Origin of the sequence: Sulfitobacter sp. 15WGC (assembly GCF_005068605.1) — a bacterium.
GTDB lineage: Bacteria > Pseudomonadota > Alphaproteobacteria > Rhodobacterales > Rhodobacteraceae > Sulfitobacter > Sulfitobacter faviae.
Map to the genome: position 1 here is coordinate 4,196 of NZ_SZNL01000007.1, position 16,910 is coordinate 21,105.

The 16,910-nt window shown below is 65.3% G+C and carries 16 protein-coding genes and 1 pseudogene; 5 read left to right on the top strand and 12 right to left on the bottom strand.

The genetic code is table 11. The annotated features are described in order from the left end of the window. Positions 1-109 precede the first annotated feature (109 nt). Positions 110-835, top strand: a complete 726-nt coding sequence (locus FCK22_RS07440) for an SDR family oxidoreductase (RefSeq protein ID WP_067267670.1) — start codon at positions 110-112, stop codon at positions 833-835. On the opposite strand, the gene FCK22_RS07445 is transcribed toward FCK22_RS07440, so the two are convergent. The 4 genes from FCK22_RS07445 to FCK22_RS07460 all read right to left on the bottom strand — a co-directional run bounded on the left by FCK22_RS07445 (position 836) and on the right by FCK22_RS07460 (position 5,881). Continuing rightward, positions 836-1,744, bottom strand: a complete 909-nt coding sequence (locus FCK22_RS07445; RefSeq protein ID WP_067267668.1) for a LysR family transcriptional regulator — start codon at positions 1,742-1,744, stop codon at positions 836-838. A gap of 71 nt (positions 1,745-1,815) precedes the next feature. Then, positions 1,816-2,997: a LarC family nickel insertion protein gene (locus FCK22_RS07450; RefSeq protein WP_082852148.1), complete on the bottom strand. Its 1,182-nt coding sequence runs from the start codon at positions 2,995-2,997 to the stop codon at positions 1,816-1,818. Further along, complete coding sequence (locus FCK22_RS07455; protein WP_082852147.1) at positions 2,997-4,331, bottom strand: lactate racemase domain-containing protein; 1,335 nt, start codon at positions 4,329-4,331, stop codon at positions 2,997-2,999. Before FCK22_RS07455 ends, FCK22_RS07450 begins: the two co-directional genes overlap by 1 nt. A 2-nt stretch (positions 4,332-4,333) precedes the next feature. Next, positions 4,334-5,881, bottom strand: a complete 1,548-nt coding sequence (locus tag FCK22_RS07460; RefSeq protein WP_231886439.1) for an altronate dehydratase family protein — start codon at positions 5,879-5,881, stop codon at positions 4,334-4,336. A 93-nt stretch (positions 5,882-5,974) separates the two neighbouring features. Here FCK22_RS07460 and FCK22_RS07465 point away from each other — a divergent pair, with 93 nt between their 5' ends. After that, complete coding sequence (locus tag FCK22_RS07465) at positions 5,975-6,751, top strand: GntR family transcriptional regulator (protein WP_197471012.1); 777 nt, start codon at positions 5,975-5,977, stop codon at positions 6,749-6,751. Position 6,752: 1 nt separating this feature from the next. Here FCK22_RS07465 and FCK22_RS07470 read toward each other — a convergent pair whose 3' ends face one another. From FCK22_RS07470 to araD, 3 genes and pseudogenes are all read right to left on the bottom strand, one after another. Further along, complete coding sequence (locus tag FCK22_RS07470; RefSeq protein WP_067267665.1) at positions 6,753-7,463, bottom strand: ribonuclease activity regulator RraA; 711 nt, start codon at positions 7,461-7,463, stop codon at positions 6,753-6,755. Continuing rightward, positions 7,460-8,371 (bottom strand): dihydrodipicolinate synthase family protein, encoded by a 912-nt coding sequence (locus FCK22_RS07475; RefSeq protein WP_067267663.1) that lies wholly within the window; start codon positions 8,369-8,371, stop codon positions 7,460-7,462. Before FCK22_RS07475 ends, FCK22_RS07470 begins: the two co-directional genes overlap by 4 nt. Before the next feature lie 12 nt (positions 8,372-8,383). Then, positions 8,384-10,125: pseudogene (araD, locus tag FCK22_RS07480) on the bottom strand (L-arabinonate dehydratase). Positions 10,126-10,242: 117 nt separating this feature from the next. Between araD and FCK22_RS07485 the strand changes: the two are divergent. From FCK22_RS07485 to FCK22_RS07495, 3 genes are read left to right on the top strand one after another with little or no spacing between them, the layout of a single operon-like run. Next, the gene (locus FCK22_RS07485; RefSeq protein WP_067267660.1) at positions 10,243-11,043 is read left to right on the top strand and encodes an aldolase/citrate lyase family protein; all 801 of its coding nucleotides are present in this window, start codon (positions 10,243-10,245) and stop codon (positions 11,041-11,043) included. A gap of 2 nt (positions 11,044-11,045) precedes the next feature. Beyond that, entirely contained in the window at positions 11,046-12,587 is a 1,542-nt protein-coding gene (locus FCK22_RS07490) for an aldehyde dehydrogenase (NADP(+)) (protein ID WP_136720356.1), read from the top strand. After that, positions 12,584-13,546, top strand: coding sequence for a 2-hydroxyacid dehydrogenase (locus tag FCK22_RS07495; RefSeq protein WP_067264869.1), 963 nt, complete (start codon positions 12,584-12,586; stop codon positions 13,544-13,546). Before FCK22_RS07490 ends, FCK22_RS07495 begins: the two co-directional genes overlap by 4 nt. 39 nt (positions 13,547-13,585) lie before the next feature. On the opposite strand, the gene FCK22_RS07500 is transcribed toward FCK22_RS07495, so the two are convergent. The 5 genes from FCK22_RS07500 to FCK22_RS07520 are packed head-to-tail and all read right to left on the bottom strand — an operon-like array spanning position 13,586 to position 16,871. Continuing rightward, positions 13,586-13,900 carry an NIPSNAP family protein gene (locus tag FCK22_RS07500; RefSeq protein WP_067264867.1) on the bottom strand — a complete coding sequence of 105 codons (315 nt, stop codon included), beginning with the start codon at positions 13,898-13,900 and terminating at the stop codon, positions 13,586-13,588. Between the two features lie 25 nt (positions 13,901-13,925). Then, positions 13,926-14,642 (bottom strand): FadR/GntR family transcriptional regulator, encoded by a 717-nt coding sequence (locus tag FCK22_RS07505; RefSeq protein ID WP_067264865.1) that lies wholly within the window; start codon positions 14,640-14,642, stop codon positions 13,926-13,928. Between the two features lie 3 nt (positions 14,643-14,645). Next, positions 14,646-15,347, bottom strand: a complete 702-nt coding sequence (gene larB, locus FCK22_RS07510; RefSeq protein ID WP_197470903.1) for a nickel pincer cofactor biosynthesis protein LarB — start codon at positions 15,345-15,347, stop codon at positions 14,646-14,648. Further along, complete coding sequence (locus FCK22_RS07515) at positions 15,334-16,119, bottom strand: adenine nucleotide alpha hydrolase (protein ID WP_067264862.1); 786 nt, start codon at positions 16,117-16,119, stop codon at positions 15,334-15,336. Before FCK22_RS07515 ends, larB begins: the two co-directional genes overlap by 14 nt. Then, entirely contained in the window at positions 16,116-16,871 is a 756-nt protein-coding gene (locus FCK22_RS07520; RefSeq protein ID WP_073037919.1) for an FCD domain-containing protein, read from the bottom strand. Before FCK22_RS07520 ends, FCK22_RS07515 begins: the two co-directional genes overlap by 4 nt. Positions 16,872-16,910: the final 39 nt, after the last annotated feature.

Below are 16,910 nucleotides of genomic sequence, written 5' to 3' on the forward strand. Positions count from 1 at the left end.
CGATGATGATGCCTTTGGCCATGTGATCCCCCTCCCGGATATCAGTTGTTTACTTATCACCAGTGCGTAGTGATAAGTAAACAGCGAATAGGAAAAAGGATGCCGCCCCGTGACCCAAGACCCCTCTCCGCGCCATGCGCTCGTCACCGGCGGGGCGCGCAACATCGGCCTCGGCATCGCGCGCAGGCTGCGTGAAGATGGCTGGCGTGTCTTCGTCCTCGATATCGAAGAGCCCGAAGACCCAGCACTTCGGGCGGATGCGCAGCGGGTGGATCTGACGGACATCGCGGCGACCACGGCTGCCCTCCAACACAGCCTCGCGCAGGGGCCGGTCACCTGTCTGGTCAATAACGTTGGCATCGTGAAACCTGCGTCTTTCGACGCTGTCGCCCTCGACGATTTCGACCCCATCATGCATCTAAACCTGCGCACCAGCATTCTGGCGGCGAGACTGGTCGTGCCGGGGATGCGCGCGGCGGGGGCTGGGCGGATCGTGATGAACACCAGCCGCGTGACCAAGGGCAAGATCGACCGCACGCTCTATTCCGCAAGCAAGGGTGCGATCCAGTCGATGGCGCGGACTTGGGCGCTGGAGCTGGCGCGCGACGGGATCACCGTGAACTGCGTCGCCCCCGGCCCCATCGCCACAACCGCCTTTTGGGAGAACAACCCCGAAGACGCGCCGGAAACCCGCGCCATCGTCGATGCGGTGCCGATGGGCCGGATGGGAACACCTGAAGATGTGGCGCAGGCGGTGTCCTTCTTTGCCGATCCGCGCAGTGGCTTTATCACCGGGCAGACGGTCTTTGTCTGTGGTGGCACGGCGGTCGGGTAATCAGCCCTCGGGCGCGAGGGCCTCAAGCAACCTGCGTAGGACCGGATTGCGCGCATCGCGCAGATAGGCCAGCCCGATCCGGCTTTGCACCTTGGCGTCGCGGATCGGCAGGAAGGACACGCCCGCATCCTTCATCCGCGCGGCGGAGGCGGGGACGAAAGCCACCCCGAGACCCGCCGAGACGAAATTCACGATGGCGGTGAACTGCGGTGCGCGATGGGCCACGCGGGGGGCGAAACCCGCATCGGCGCAGAGTTGATAGGCACAGGCGGCAAAGCCCATGTCGGGGCCAAGGTGGCTGAAGATGAAGCTCTCCTCGCGCAGCGCCGCCATGGCAACGGAAGGCACCTCGGCAAGGCGGTGATCGGGCGGCACGGCCAGCAGGATATCCTCGGTATGAACCGTGCGGGTGGCCAAATCCTCCGGCACGCCGGAAAGCGGCAGGCGCACGAAACCCGCGTCGAGCCTGCCGGCCACGATCTCAGCGATTTGCAGGTCCATATCCAACTCGCGCAGGATCAGATCCACCTCTGCCGCGCCCGCGCGCAACTCGCGCAGGAGCCGCCCGAGGATCCCTGCGTAGGAGGCCGAGCCGACATAGGCCAATTCGATCCGCCCGCGCTGTCCGCTGCGCGCCGCTTCGGCCAATGTCTCGACCCGCCGGGCCTGTTGCAGCAGCGCGCGGGCCTCGGGCAGGAGTGACTTGCCGAAGTCGGTCAGCATCACCCTGCGGCGGTTGCGGTCAAAGAGAAGCTCACCGCCAAAGGCGGTTTCGAGATGTTTCAGCTGCTGCGTCAGCGCCGGTTGCGCCACGCCGAGCGCGGCTGCCGCTTGACCGAAATGCAGCGTTTCCGCGATGGCGACGAAGACCTCATACTGGCGCAACGTGGCGGTGAGTGGCGTTTCCATGCGGCCCCCTGAACTGACGTCAGAGGGTTTTCACACGCGCGCCGGTGATAAGCAAGTTAGATCACCGGCCCCTACCCCTCCGCCGCGCGGGCGCGGCTGCGGCGGGCGTGCAGGGTCTCGGCCTCAGCCAGATCGTCGCTTTCGACCTTAACCGTCTCATGCCCACCGGGGCGCTGCGCACGCTTGCGCCGAAGCGGGCCGCTATCATCGCTTTCCCGCGGCAGGATCAACCGGTCGACCAAAGTGCGGCGGAGGCCGAGGGTCGAAGTCAGATCGAAGACCCGCGCGGCGACCGCCTCAGCCTCTTGCGGCTGGACCAGCAACTCAAGCCGCGTGACGGGGCGGGATTTCTTGCCCTGCCCGCTGAGCATCATGAGATCGACCACGCCCTCCATCTCGCGCAACCGATCCACCGCCGCGCCCAGTTCTTCGCCCGTCATGTCGTCGATATCGCAGGCGAATTGCACGAGACTGTCCTGCGCGATGCCCGTCGTGGCGGAGTCAAAGACGCTGACCCGCAGGATATTCGGCAGCCCTTTCATCACCCGCATCCCCGCGCCCGATCCGGTACAGCGCAGCCGCCCCGGTGGACGGCTGGCGATGGGGCTGCCGCAGGTGAGATGGGCAAGGATCGCGGCCCCGGTGGGTGTCACCCGCTCGCCCGGCACGCCGTCGTCATGCCAATCATAGCCTTGCAAGATGAGCGCCGTGGCGGGCGCGGGCACCGGCAGTTTGCCATGCGCCGTTTCGACCAAGCCGCCGCCGAGGGGCAGTGCTGCTAGCGAGAATGTCGCCCCCTTCAGCGCGGCGCAAATGCTGCCCGCGGCGGTCACATCCATCAGCGCGTCCCAATCCGCGATCTCATGAAAATGCACCCGGTCGATGGGGATGTCATGCACCTGCGCTTCGGCCTCGGCGATCCGGTGAAGGATGGCGCAGGCGGCCTCCGCCGTGCCCTCGGACAGCGCTGCGTTTTCCAGCAAGTTGCGCATGGCGCGATAGGTCGTCTCGGCCCCATGCCGCCTGCCCGCGTCGGGTGTTGTCAGCACCAGCTCAAACCGCCGCGACGTGATGCCCGAGGCGACATGTTCGCTCAGTTCCGCATGGCCCACCTCGGCGGGGAGGACGGCGGCGACATCGGCCAAGGCGCGCTCGGCCAGATTGGGGAAGGCATGCAACATTGCGGCGATGAACATATCCCCCGCCGCCCCGCCAACGGGGTCGAGGTGTAGGTGAAGCCCCTGCCCCCGCATCAATGCCCCTCCGGCCAAGGGTTGCGCAGCAGGCCGTCGTCGAACTGCATCTCTTGCAGATCGCCAATCACCTCAAGCCCCGGACGGTCGCGCAGTTCCGGCAGCATCGCCTCGGAGGCATAGAGATACTCAAGCTTCAGCGTGTTGGGGATGCGCAGCAGCCGGACCTTGGTGATATCCTCGGCCCCGCAGGTCTTGACCGCCGTCTGGATCGCGGTGCGGTCGCAGGGCATGACCATCGGGATTTTTGACTGCTTCAACACTTGTGAGGTGATGGCATTGGCATAGACCGCCTCGCGGTCGAAGTCCTGCTCCAACCGCTGCGTGATCACATCCGCCCGCGCCGCGCCATTGCCGTTGCCATTGCTGCGCGGCGACAGGCCAAGCGCCACCAGCCGCGAGATATGCAGATGGACCTGCATCTTCTCGCTTGAAAACCGATGGGTGATATTGGGGTCCATCCCGGTGCCAGAGAACTCCTTGCCGATCTCATCCACCACCAGCACGTCCAGATCGCCCGAGGCCGAAGGCGCGTCCAGCGGCCCCAACGGCAGACGGGGCATGTTGCGCATCGCCTCTTGCAGATAGGGCGCTTCGGCCTCCAGCATCCCGTCGCTGTCGAGCGCCACAACCTGCGCCAGCCCATCATAGGCATTCTCAATCGTGCCGATGCCGAAAAGCACCTTGCAACGTTCCAGCTTCATCCGCGCCATTTTGGCCACGAAGATGCCGACGTTGTCGATGCCGCGCGAATGGCAGGTCTCGGCGCCCGATTGCTTGCCCAGCCCGATCGAGAGCATTTTGGCCAGCCCGCTTTCGTTCGGCGCGCGGAAAGAGGTATGCGGCTTGATCCGGTTGAACAGGATAATCCCATCGGCGGCATTGGCGTGGCGGTCCATCCGCACCGACATGCCGTTGTCGAGCACGCCGATCTCATCGGTTTCCATCGAAGAGCGGATTTCGCAACCGAGGCTCTCTTCGGTCACGCCCAGTTTCGCCAGCAGCGCGGTCTGCCCCTCTGCGGTGGCGCCGCCGTGGCTGCCCATGGCGGGCACGACAAAGGGATGCGCCCCGCGCGCGCGGACCTCGGCCACGATGGCGGCCAGCAGTTCCGGCAGGTTCGCCAGCCCGCGGCTGCCTGCGGTGATGGCGATGGACATGCCCGGTTTGATCTTGCCTGCGCAATCGGCCTGCATCGCCTCCGCCACGGCGGCGCGCGGGTCGTCGATCTGGGTCGCGGCAAAGGTCTGACGGCAGAGCGCCATGCGCGGCAGCGGCGTATCCTCGACCAGTTTCACATAGTTCGGTTTCATCTGCGCTGTCCCCTCTGACATCGTTACCCCGTGACCCCAATCGGCCAAGGTGCGAATTCCTCTTCGCCCACGCCGAGCGCTTCGGACTTGCTTTGCTCCCCCGAGGCGATGGCGAGGATGCGCTCGAAGATCCTTTGCCCCAACTCCTCTAGGCTCTGCTCGCCGTCGATCACGGTGCCGCAGTTGATGTCCATATCGTCCTGCATCTTGGTGAACATCGGCGTGTTGGAGGCGAGTTTGATCGTCGGTGAGGGGTAAGAGCCAAAGCACGACCCGCGCCCGGTGGTAAAGCAGATCAGGTTCGCGCCCCCCGCGATCTGCCCGGTGGCCGAGACGGGATCGAAGCCGGGCGTATCCATGAAGACCAGCCCCTTTTGCGTCACGGGTTCGGCATAGCGGTAGACCTCCATCAGCCCCGTGCTGCCGCTTTTCTTGGCCCCGCCGAGCGATTTTTCCAGCACATTCGCCAGCCCGCCTGCCTGATTGCCGGGGCTGACAACGCCGTTGATCTGCGTGTCGCGGCCCTTGGTATAGTCCAGCCACCAATCCATGCGTTCGACCAGCTTGCGCCCCACCTCTTCACTGCGGGCGCGCCGGGTCAGGAGGTGTTCGACACCGAAAATCTCGGGCGTTTCCGAAAGGATCGCCGTGCCGCCGTTGCGCACGAGGATATCCGCCGCCGCCCCCAGTCCGGGGTTGGCCGAGAGCCCCGAAAGCCCGTCCGACCCGCCGCATTGCATCCCGATGGTGATATGTTCCGCCGAACAGGGCGCGCGCCGGACGGCATTGGCCTGATCCAGCATTTCGCGCACCGCTTCTTTGCCTTCGGCAATCGCGCGGGCCGTGCCGCCGACATGTTGCATGGTGACGCAGCGCAGCATCTTGCCCTCGGCCAACCCCTCCTCTTCAAAGAATTGGGCGAGGTTGTTGCGCTCGCAACCCAGCGAGAGGACCACGGCCCCGGCCAGATTGGGGTGGCGGATATAGCCCGAGAGCGTGCGGCGCAGCAGGTCCATCGGCTCGCCCGTAAGCTCCATCCCGCAGCCGGATTCGTGGATGAAGGGGATCACCCCGTCGACATTCTCCCATGCCTCCATCCGCTCTTCGTCGAAGTAATTGGCGATCTTGCGCGCCACGGTGGCCGAGCAATTCACTGTGACGAAAAGCCCGATGTAGTTGCGCGTGCCCACCCGGCCATTGGCGCGGCGGATGCCCATGAACTGGGCGCGCTCTTGCGGTGGCAGCAGCTTGGTCGGGGTATAATCGCGGGCAAAGGCATAGTCTTTGTCGACCGCGTCGAACTTGATGTTATGGCTGTGCAGCCAATCGCCTGCGGCGATCTCTACTGCCGCATAGCCGATCACCGTGTCGAATTTCAGGATCGGCGCGCCGCGTTGGATCGGGCGGATCGCGATCTTGTGACCTTGGGGCGTATCGTGGTTGGCACGCAGCCCGTCTTGCGGCAATACCGCGCCACGGGGAACCGCCGCGGTTGCCACGACCACGTTATCCGTCGGTGACAGCAGCATCACCTTTGCGCGTCTGTCCTCTTGCATGGTCTGGCTGTCCATCGGATGCTCCCCCTCCCTCGGGTGTCGAAAAAACCGCTTCGGTAAGATGTCATTAACTGATATATTAGATTTAACAGCTATGGAAGAGCCCGCATGACCGCATCGAAGAAACCCGCCGCGCAGAGCGCACAGACCCTTGCCAAAAGCATCCTTGGCGGTGGGGCCGACTTGGGTATGTTTGAGGGCGGGCCGACGGGACGCGGGGTTTACGCCACCCTGCGCGATCAGATCGTGAGGCTGGACCTGCCGCCCGGCACGCCGCTGTTGCGCGCCGAACTGGCCGAGACCCATGGCGTCAGCCTGACGCCGCTGCGCGATGCGCTGCAACAGTTGGCCAAAGAAGGGCTGGTCAAGATCTACCCGCAATCGCGCACGCTGGTCACACCGATCGACATGTCGGCGATCCGCGAGGCGCAGTTCATGCGCATCGCGCTTGAGACCGAGGTCGTGCGCCGTTTGGCCGATGAGATCGCGCCCGAAGCCCTCACCCGTCTGCGCAGCATCGTCGCCTTGCAAAGCAGCATCTCGGACCAACCCGGCGATGTGCCGACCTTTCAGGAATTGGACGAGGTGTTTCACCAGACCCTCTTCGTGGCGGCGGGCCATGTGCAAAGCCAGCGCATCATGCGCAGTCATGCGGGCCACTTGGAACGCCTGCGCCGCCTGCATCTGGACGACATTGATGAGGCCGGGCGCATTCTGAACAACAAGGACGTGATCGCCGGCCACAGCCGCATCCTCGATGGGATCGAAGCGGGCGATGCGCCCGCGGCGATGGAGGCACTGCGCCAGCACCTGCAACGCACCGTCGACCGGATGACCGAGAAACGGGCGGCTTTCCCGGAGTATTTCACCCCGGAAAAGCCCTGATTCAGCGGTTGTTGGCCTTGCGCCACGCGGCGAACTTATCAAGATTCTCTTGCTTGGTGCCGGGGTAGAGCCCGATGATCCCGGCGCCATCCTTGACCTGCTCCACCACGAAATCCTCATAGGCGGTCATCTCGACAGCCTCATCTGCCACCTCTTCGGCGATATCCGCGGGGATGATGATCACGCAGTCGTCGTCGCCCACCACGATATCACCGGGAAAGACGGGGGCATCGCCGCAGCCCACGGGGCAGTTGATCTCAATCGCCTCATGCAGCGTCAGGTTCGTAGGGCTGGAGGGGCGCGCGTGATAGGCGGGGATCTCAAGCGCGCCGATGGTCGCCGCATCGCGCAAGCCCCCGTCGGTCACCACACCCGCCGCGCCGCGCATCATCAGCCGTGTGATCAGGATGTCACCGGCGCTTGCCGCGCGGGCATCCTTGCGGCTGTCCATTACCAGCACATGGCCCTCGGGGCAGGTCTCGATCGCGACGCGCTGCGGATGCTCGGGATTGCGGAATTCGACCAATTGGTTGCGGTCTTCGCGGGCAGGCATATAGCGCAGGGTAAAGGCGGGGCCGACCATGTTGCGCCCCTTGGCGGCAACCGGACCGACCCCCTGCACCACCTGATTGCGCAGCCCGCGCTTGTACAGCGCCGTCGCCAATGTCGCGACCGAGACCGCTTGAAGTTTCTCGCGTAGTTCGGGGCTCATGCCGCCTCTCCCTTCAGTTGATTGTCTTTCAAGAATTGATCCAGCACCGCCTGCTGCTGTTCCGTCAGCGGCCATGCGGAAGGCGGGCGCGTGGGGCCGCAATCCTGTCCGATGGCCATAAGGGCGGCTTTGACGCCGGTGACATTGGTGCCGTTATGCTCTTCCGCGCGGATGTCCTCAAAGGCGCGCATCCCGGCGATGAGGCGGTTCGCTTCGCCGTAGTTGCCTGCGTCGAGTGCCGCGTGGATGGCGACCGAGCGCTCGGGCCAGACGTTGATAAGGCCCGAGGTGAAGCCCCGCGCCCCCACGGCATAGAGCGGCGGCGCCCAGACCTCGGCCAGACCGCCGACCCAGACGATATCTTTTGGCGCAGCTTCGATCGCGCGGGCAAGGTTCAAGGGGTTCGGCGTGGCCCATTTGACGCCCTTCACCCCGTCGACCTCGCACAGTCGCGCGATGCCCTCGGGCCCCATCGCGTCATTGCGCAGGTACAGCATCACCGGCAGCCCGCCCGAGGCATCGCGCACCGCATGCACATAGTCGACCGTACCACGGGGAGAGACGAAGGGATCGGGCGGTTGGTGGATCATCAGCGCATCCGCCCCCGCCTCGGCGCTTGCCTTGGCCAGCGCACAGGCATCGCGAATGCCGCGCCCGACCCCTGCAAGCAGCGGCGCGCGCCCATCGACCATCTGCGCCACCTCGCGCACCATGGTGCAGGCCTCGTCATTGGTCAGCGCGTAATATTCGCCGGTATTGCCGTTCACCACCGGGATATGCACCCCGGCGGCAAGCGCGCGGTTAATGATCGGCCCCAGCTTGCGCGGCGCGATCTCTCCGCCCGGGTCATAGGGCGTCACGAGGATGCCCGAGATGCCGGTAAGCGCTTTCGAAAGATCATGTGTCATTGCCAGCCCCTCTCAGAAGATATCCGGCTCGCCCGCCGCTTGGCCGAAGGCCGCGGTGAGGTAGTCGAAGTCGCAGCCCTGATCGGCCTGCCCCACATGGCGCTGGAACATATAGCCCCACCCCCGCTCGAACCGCGGCTCGGGCGCTTTCCACGCAGCGCGGCGGGCGGCGAGTTCGTCCTCATCCACCAGCATGTCGAGGGTCCGCGCCTCAAGATCCATGCGCACGATGTCCCCCGTCTTCAGCAGCGCCAGCGGCCCGCCCACGAAAGACTCCGGCGCGACATGCAGGATGCAAGCGCCGTAAGAGGTGCCCGACATCCGCGCATCCGAGATCCGCAGCATGTCACGGTGCCCCTGTTTCAGCAGCGCCTTGGGCATCGGCAGCATCCCCCATTCCGGCATCCCCGGCCCGCCCTGCGGACCGGCGTTGCGCAGCACCAGCACATGGTCGGGCGTCACATCGAGGTTTTCGTCGTCGATGGCGGCTTTCATCTCGGGGTAGCTGTCAAAGACCAACGCCGGGCCTTCGTGGTGGTGGAACTTCGGATCGCAGGCCGCCGGTTTGATCACCGCGCCATTGGGGCAAAGGTTGCCCTTGAGCACGGCAAGCGAGCCTTCCTTATAGACCGGGTTCGACAGGGGCCGGATCACGTCGTCATTATAGACAGGCGCATTCGCGATCCCTTCTTCCAGCGGTTTGCCGGTGCAGGTGATGGCCGACCGGTCAAGCTTGTCGCCCAACTGGTCCATCAGCGCCCGCAGCCCGCCCGCGAAGTAGAAATCCTCCATCAGATATTCGCTGCTGCCCAAGGGCCGGATATTGGCAATCAGCGGCGTGATGCGGCCCAGAGCGTCGAGATCGCTCAACTCCAGCGCCACCCCGGCGCGGCGCGCCATGGCCAAGAGATGCACCACCGCATTGGTCGAACAGCCCGTCGCCATGGCCACCGTCGCCGCGTTTTGCACGGCGGCGGGGGTGATGATCTTGTCGGGCGTCAGGTCCTCCCAAACCATATCGACAATGCGCCGCCCGCAAGAGGCGCTCATCCGTTTGTGCCCCGCATCCGCAGCGGGGATCGAGGTCGCCCCCGGCAGGTCAGCCCCATCGCCTCGGCAATCGCGGTCATGGTGGAGGCGGTGCCCATCGTCATGCAATGCCCGTAGGACCGCGCAATGCCGCCTTCGACGCCAACCCATTCCTCGGCCGAGATCGTGCCCGCGCGGCGTTCGTCCCAGAACTTCCAGGCGTCCGAGCCAGAGCCAAGCGCCCGCCCCGCGTAATTGCCGCGCAGCATCGGCCCCGCGGGCAAAAAGATGAACGGCACGCCTGCGCTGATCGCGCCCATGGTCAGCCCCGGCGTGGACTTGTCACAGCCCCCCATGAGCACCACACCGTCAAGCGGGTGCGAGCGGATCGTCTCTTCGGTCTCCATCGCGATCATATTGCGGTAGAGCATCGAAGTCGGCTTGGTGAAGCTCTCGTCGATCGAGATCGTCGGGATCTCAAGCCCCAGCCCGCCGGCCTGCGCGATTCCCTTCTTCACGTCCTCCGCGCGGTCGCGGAAATGAAGGTGGCAGGGGTTCATCTCGGACCAAGTGTTCAGGATGCCGATCACCGGGCGGCCTTCCCAATCCTCGGGGCCCAGACCCATCTGCATCATGCGCGACCGATGGCCAAAGCTGCGCAGATCGTCGGGGGCGAACCAGCGCGCGCTGCGCAGCTGATCGGCGGTTTTCTTGGTCTCGGTCATGGATTCCTCGCCAGCTAAAACATCATCACAAAAAGGTTGGAAAACACATCTTGCTCGAATTGATATATTACCGTATCACCCCAATTGTCGATACCATTTGAGGGAGGAGCCGCGAAAATGTCGGGAAAACCACTGAAACAAACGCTCCGCCCCAGCAGCCGCCTGTCGGGCTTTTGGCTCTCGCTCTGCTCTCCTACGGTGACCGAGATCGCGGCGGGCAGCGGGATCGACTGGCTGTTGTTGGATATGGAGCATGCGCCCAACGATCTCAGCCAAATCACCGACCATCTGCGCGCGGCAGGCAGTGCCAATCCCGATGCGCAGATGATTGTGCGCCTGCCGTCCTCGGACCAGACGATGACCAAACGGCTGCTGGATATCGGCGTGCGCAATCTGATGTTCCCGATGATCCAGACTGCCGAGGCCGCCCGCCAAGCCGTATCATGGACCCGCTACCCGCCCGAAGGGCTGCGCGGCATCTCGGCCACGATCCGCGCCAATGATTACGCGCGGCAAACCGATTACCTCAGCACCTATGCAGAGGCGCAATGCGTGATCGTGCAGGTCGAAACCCCCGAAGCGGTGGCCGAAATTCCCGCCATCGCCGCCGTGCCGGGGGTGGATGCGATCTTTATCGGGCCGGGAGATCTATCCTCCGCGATGGGCCATACCGGCAACCCGATGCACCCCGATGTCCAAGAGAAGATCCGTGAGGCGGTCGCGGCCATCCATGCCGCCGGGCTGCCTGCGGGCATCCTCGGCTATGGTGCCGATCTTGCGCAACGGTACTTTGATGAGGGTATCGAATTCGTCGCCATCGCGGGCGACGCTTGGCTGCTCACGCGGCAGATGGATGCGTTGGTGCAGACCATGGCGCGGCCCTCCCCCACTTTGACACAGCAAACCCATAAGGATTGATCATGACCGCGGACAGCAAGAGATTTCACCCCCACGGCAAACATCTGATCGCCGGCGAATGGGTCGGCGGCGGAGAGACCTTCGCCAATTCCCCCGCCACCGGCGAAAGCGACCAATTCCAAAGCGGCACCCCGGCCCATGTGGACCGTGCCTGCCAAGCGGCGGAGGAGGCCTTTTGGTCCTACGCCTATGCCAGCCGCGAGACCCGCGCCGCCTTCCTCGACACCATCGCGGATGAGATGGAGGCCCGAGCCGAGACCATTACCGAGATCGGCACCCGCGAATCCGGCCTGCCCGAAGCCCGCCTTCAGGGCGAGCGGGGGCGGACAACCGGGCAGCTTCGCCTCTTTGCCGATCACATCCGCAAAGGCGCGCATCTGGACCGGCGCGTTGACGGCGCCCTGCCCGAACGCCAACCAATGCCGCGCCCCGACATCCGCATGATCCAGCGCCCCATCGGGCCGGTCGCGGTCTTCGGCGCGTCGAACTTCCCGCTGGCCTTCTCTACCGCGGGCGGCGACACCGCCGCGGCGCTGGCGGCGGGCTGCCCAGTCGTGGTCAAAGGCCACTCCGCCCACCCCGGCACGGGGGAGATCGTTGCCGAAGCGATCCACGCGGCGATCCAGAAATGCGGCATCCACCCCGGCGTCTTCTCTCTGATCCACGCCAACAGCCGCGAGGTGGGGCAGACGCTGGTGCAGCATCCGCTCATCAAGGCCGTGGGCTTTACCGGATCGCTCGGCGGGGGGCGCGCGCTCTTTGATCTTTGCGCCCAACGCCCCGAGCCGATCCCCTTCTTTGGCGAGTTGGGCTCGGTGAACCCGATGTTCGTTTTGGCCGATGCCGCCCGCAATCGGGGCGCTGAGATCGGCGCGGGCTGGGCCGGCTCGCTGACCATGGGCGCGGGGCAGTTCTGCACCAACCCCGGCATCGCGGTCGTGGCCAAAGGGGCCGAAGGCGATGCATTCGTCGCCGCCGCGAAAGAGGCGCTTGAGCAGGTCGGCCCGCAGGTCATGCTGACCGACGGCATCGCCAAAGCCTACCGCGACGGCAAGGAACGTTTCACCGGGCGCAACGCCGTCCGCGCACTGGTCAGCAACGACAGCGAAGGCCGCGCCGCCCAGCCGAACTTGTTTGAAACCGACGCCGATACCTACCTGCAAGACCACGCGCTTGGGGAGGAGGTCTTTGGCCCCTTGGGTCTGGTGCTGCGGGTGTCCTCGGGCGATGAGATGCAAGAGCTCGCCAAAGGGTTCGAGGGGCAATTGACCGCGACGCTCCAGATGGACGAAGGCGACACCGACGCCGCCAAGGCGCTGATGCCCATTCTTGAGCGCAAGGCGGGCCGGGTGTTGGTGAACGGTTTCCCCACCGGGGTCGAGGTTTGTGACGCCATGGTGCATGGCGGCCCCTACCCGGCCTCCACCAACTTCGGCGCGACCTCTGTCGGCACCATGGCGATCCGCCGCTTCCTGCGACCCGTGTCCTACCAAAACCTGCCCGAGGCGCTATTGCCCGAAGACCTGCGCGGGGCTTCGGCATGAGCGGCGGGTTGATCGGCCCCGTCGCCGTGCTCGACGCGATGCCGCAGGACATGCAAGACAAGGTGCGCGGCTATGCCGAAGGGCTCGACCTGCGCTTTGCGGCCTCCTTCTCGGAAGAAGCCTTTGCCGAAGCGGTAAAGGGGGCAGCCTATATCGTCCCACGCGGGCGGGGGCTTCCGGCTGAGGTGCTGCGGGGGGCCGATAGCGTGCGCCTCGTGCATCAATGGGGCACCGGGTATGACAAAATCCCCTTGGATGTCGCGCGCGAGATGGGTGTGCCGGTCGCGCGCAGCCCCGGGGTCAACGCGCCCACCATCGCCGATCTGACCATCGGCATGATGATCGCCGCGCTACGCCGCATCCCGCTGCATTACAACAACACCCGCGCGGGCAAATGGATCGTGCCCGAGATCGTCCCCGGGGCGCGGGATCTCAGCAGTCAGAAGGTCGGGCTGATCGGCTTTGGCGCCATCGGGCAGCTTGTCGCGAAACGGCTGACGGGCTTTGACTGCGAGGTGCTCTACTACCGCCGCTCGGGGCCCGCCGAAGGCACCAGCGCCCGCTATGCAGACCGCGATGAAATCCTTGAGACCTGCGATATTGTCAGCCTGCACATGCCGCTGACCGATGCGTCACACCACACCATCGGGGCGGATGAACTGGCGCGAATGAAATCGGATGCGCTTTTGGTGAACACCGGGCGCGGCGGGCTGATCGATGAGGCGGCCCTGATCGACACGCTGACCCACAAGCGCATCGCCGGGGCCGCATTGGATGTCTTTACCCAAGAACCGGTGGAGCCGGACAACCCGCTGCTGCGTCTCGATAATGTCCTGCCGCTGCCGCATATCGGTGGCCATAGTGAGGACAACCTCAAACGCATGGTCGGCCATTGGGCGGGCAACATCCGCGCCTTCCACGAAGGGCGCGGCATCGACGAGGCCTGCCTCGTGACCTGAAGGCAACCCCCGGCCTGACCCCTCAGGCCGGGGCGCGGCTTAACCCTCAAGCGGTACGGGCAACAGGATCTTATTGGTCTGGCTCACCAAATACCCCGCCTCGGCGCTTTTCTTGAGATAGGCCTGCCACTCAGGATCCGCCGCCATCTGCGCCCGACGGGCCGCACGGTCGGCAGCGTCCTCATAGGCCCAGATATGCACGAAGGAATTGACGTCCCCCGTCTCGACCTGCGCATAGATCACCGGCTCGCCCAAGATGCGGCGCTGCGCCGGGAAGCCGAATTCGGCATAGAGCGCGAGGTGTTTCTTGATCGTGCCGGGGCGGCAGCAATAGGTGCGGTGGTCGTAGATCATGGGGTGGTCTTTCTGCTTGCTTGGGTCATGCGATACCGGCGTGGTCGGTGATCCGGGCCCGCGCCTGCAAAAGGTGATAGGCCATCGACACGCCTGCGACTTCGCTGTCGCCCGCGCGGATCGCTTCGAGGATTTGCCGATGTTCGCTGATCACCACGTCGATCCGGGCTTGGGAGCCTTGACGGGTCAGTTTTTGCGCCACGTCGATCCCCTGTTCGATCGAACCGCGGGCGCAATCGAGCATCTGCACGAAGACCTCATTGCCCGAGGCCGCCGCGATGGCGCGGTGGAATTGGTAATCGGCGTCAAAGGAAGGATCGCGCGCCTGCATCGATGCCTCCAGCGTCTGTAAGGCTGCCTCGATCCGGGCGATATCCTTGGGGCTGGCGCGCTGTGCGGCCATGCGGGCGGTGGCCTTTTCGATCGTGATCCGCGCCTCCATGGCGCGCATCAGCCCGGCGACGGAACCCGCCGTGGCATATTCGATCAGCTTTTCCGAAGGCCGCCGCCGCACGAAGGTGCCCACGCCGCGCCGCGCTTCGACCAGACCGTCCTCTTGCAGCTTGCGCAGCGCCTCACGCACCACGGGGCGCGACACGCCAAAGGCGGTGGCGATCTGATTCTCCGACGGCAGCTTTTCCCCCTGCACCAGCTTGTTCGACACGATCTGCTCAAGAACCTGCCCGTAGAGCTGGTCAGCCAAAGTCTGGCGCTTCTTGATCTTCAGTTTCGGTGCTGTCACCGGCTACCCTCCCGCCGCGGCGCGGCGCATCATATTGGCCAGCCGCAGCGCCGATGTTGCAGCCCCATAGCCGTTGTCGATGTTCACCACGGTCACCCCCGGCGCGCAGCTGGCAAGTATCGAATCGAGCGCGACCCTCCCGCCGCGGGCGACACCATAGCCCACAGAGGTCGGCACACCAATGACCACCCCCGGCACCAGCCCGGCCACGACCGAGGGCAGCGCCGCGTCCATCCCGGCAAAGACGATCACCACATCCATCTCGCGCAGCAACTCTTCCCGCGCGAGCAGACGCCACAGCCCGGCGACGCCCACGTCCGAAACCTCGGTCGCCGCCATCCCGCCATAGGCCAGCGTGCGCCGCGCCTCGGCCATGGGAGCGTAATCAGAGGTGCCCGCACTGACGAGGGCGATGCGCGGGGTGCTGGCCAAGGGCCCGATCTCTCCCAAAATGGCGGTGCGCGAGGCCATGCAGTAATCGACCCGTTGCGCCGCGTCGGCGGGCAGCGCGGCGAACTGCTCTGCCGTCAGCCGGGTCAGCAACAGCCGCCGTTCCTCTGCTGCCGCGTCTCCGATGATGGCGGCGATCTGCGCCACGGATTTATGCTCACAAAGCACGGCCTCTTCGATGCCGATACGCCCCCCGCGGCCCCGGTCAAAGGTCACGTCTGGATGCCCGTCGGGGCCGGTCTTAGTGATGGACAAATGCACTTCCTCTTAAATAGGCCCGCAGATCGACCGCGCGCCCGTCATCCGTGGCCTGCCGAACCTGCGTCAATATCGCTGCACGTTTCTGGGCGGAGAGGCCCTCATAGACAAGCGGATCAAGCTCGACCACCCAACCCCCGCGCAGGCGTCGGCAGCGCAGGGTGATATTGCCCATGACCTCACGCAGCAGGGTCTCTACCCGGTCGATCACCGCCAGATCCGCCGGCTCCACCCGCAGACCGGTCTCGATCCGGCTGGCCAAACAGGGGGCGGCTGGCAGTTCCGCCAGATCCCCCAGCCCGAGCGCGCGGGCCAAGGCGCGCACATCCGACTTGGACATCTGCGCCTCGACGAAAGGGTGCAACACGCCGTGCTCCGCCGCGGCTTGTAGGCCGGGACGGTAGTCCGACAGGTCATCGATATTGGTGCCCGCCGCCACCAGCGGCCCCATCCGCGCCAAGGTGCCATAGAGGTTCGATTTGCAGAAATAACAGCGATTGACCGGGTTCGCGCGATAGGCGGGATCGGCGAACTCCCCCGCGTCGACCAGCTTCAGCGGCAGGTCCCAAGTGGCGGCGAAATCCTTCACCCGCGCGGTTGCCGCCGCCGGAACGGCGGGTGAGACCGCATGGCAAAGCGTCACGCCCGCCGCGCCGCGCACCTTGGCCGCGGCGGCCGAGAGCGTCAGGCTGTCGATCCCCCCGCTGAGCGCGATGGTCAGTGAAGGGGGGCGCGCAAGGGCGGCGTGGAGGGCGGCAGGAACGGTCACTCCGCCAATCCGTCCTCAGTCTTGAGCTGTGCCAAAAGCCGCCCGCTTGACATCTGGAGGTGGTCGCGCATCCGCTGGCGGGCGCGTTCCGCGTCACCCTCGGCGATAGAGGCGGCGATGTCGTAATGCTCTTGAATCGCGTCACGGCTTTCTCCACCGCGTTTCAGCGCTTGCAGCCGCCCGGCCAGCATCGTCTCGCGCAGGCTGGCGACAAGGTAGTTGAACAGGCTGAGGTAATAGCTGTTGCCCGTCGCCTCGCAAACCGCGCGGTGAAAATCGAGGTCGGCAGTGACCCCTGCCGCCACTGCCGGGCCGCCGATCTTGTTGCTTTGGTCATAGGCGGCGGCGGCACGCTCAATCTCTGCGCGGGCCTCGGGGGTGGCGCGGGCGGCGGCGATGGCAGCGGCTTCGATCTCAAGCCCCATGCGCAGCTCTAGGATCTGTTCAAGCTTGCGCTGGCTTTCCATATCACGTTCGGGAATCGCAAAGCCCTGACGGGGCCGGTCGCTGGCGACAAAGGCCCCCCGGCCCTGACGGCTCGACAACATGCCTTCGGCCTTAAGGCGCGACACCGCCTCGCGGATCACCGTGCGGCTCACGTCGAAATCGCTGGCCAATGTGGTTTCGGAGGGCAGCACATCGCCCACGTTCCACACGCCGTTCACCACGTTGTGGCGCAGCACCTCCGTCACCTGATCGCTCAGCGTGGCACCATCGACGAGGGGCGCGGTCGCCTGAAGATTTGCAGCCATAATAACAACTTCCTTTCGCCGATTGGACCACCTGTATGA

Excerpts from the sequence above, each read along its gene's own strand:
- FCK22_RS07500 (WP_067264867.1), bottom strand. The coding sequence starts at position 13,900 with ATGATCTACGACCACCGCACCTATTGCTGCCGCCCCGGCACGATCAAG.
- FCK22_RS07465 (WP_197471012.1), top strand. The coding sequence starts at position 5,975 with ATGACCGCATCGAAGAAACCCGCCGCGCAGAGCGCACAGACCCTTGCC.
- FCK22_RS07495 (WP_067264869.1), top strand. The coding sequence starts at position 12,584 with ATGAGCGGCGGGTTGATCGGCCCCGTCGCCGTGCTCGACGCGATGCCG.
- FCK22_RS07445 (WP_067267668.1), bottom strand. The coding sequence starts at position 1,744 with ATGGAAACGCCACTCACCGCCACGTTGCGCCAGTATGAGGTCTTCGTC.
- FCK22_RS07485 (WP_067267660.1), top strand. The coding sequence starts at position 10,243 with ATGTCGGGAAAACCACTGAAACAAACGCTCCGCCCCAGCAGCCGCCTG.
- FCK22_RS07470 (WP_067267665.1), bottom strand. The coding sequence starts at position 7,463 with ATGAGCCCCGAACTACGCGAGAAACTTCAAGCGGTCTCGGTCGCGACA.
- FCK22_RS07460 (WP_231886439.1), bottom strand. The coding sequence starts at position 5,881 with ATGGACAGCCAGACCATGCAAGAGGACAGACGCGCAAAGGTGATGCTG.
- FCK22_RS07455 (WP_082852147.1), bottom strand. The coding sequence starts at position 4,331 with ATGTCAGAGGGGACAGCGCAGATGAAACCGAACTATGTGAAACTGGTC.
- FCK22_RS07490 (WP_136720356.1), top strand. The coding sequence starts at position 11,046 with ATGACCGCGGACAGCAAGAGATTTCACCCCCACGGCAAACATCTGATC.
- FCK22_RS07475 (WP_067267663.1), bottom strand. The coding sequence starts at position 8,371 with ATGACACATGATCTTTCGAAAGCGCTTACCGGCATCTCGGGCATCCTC.
- FCK22_RS07520 (WP_073037919.1), bottom strand. The coding sequence starts at position 16,871 with ATGGCTGCAAATCTTCAGGCGACCGCGCCCCTCGTCGATGGTGCCACG.
- FCK22_RS07450 (WP_082852148.1), bottom strand. The coding sequence starts at position 2,997 with ATGCGGGGGCAGGGGCTTCACCTACACCTCGACCCCGTTGGCGGGGCG.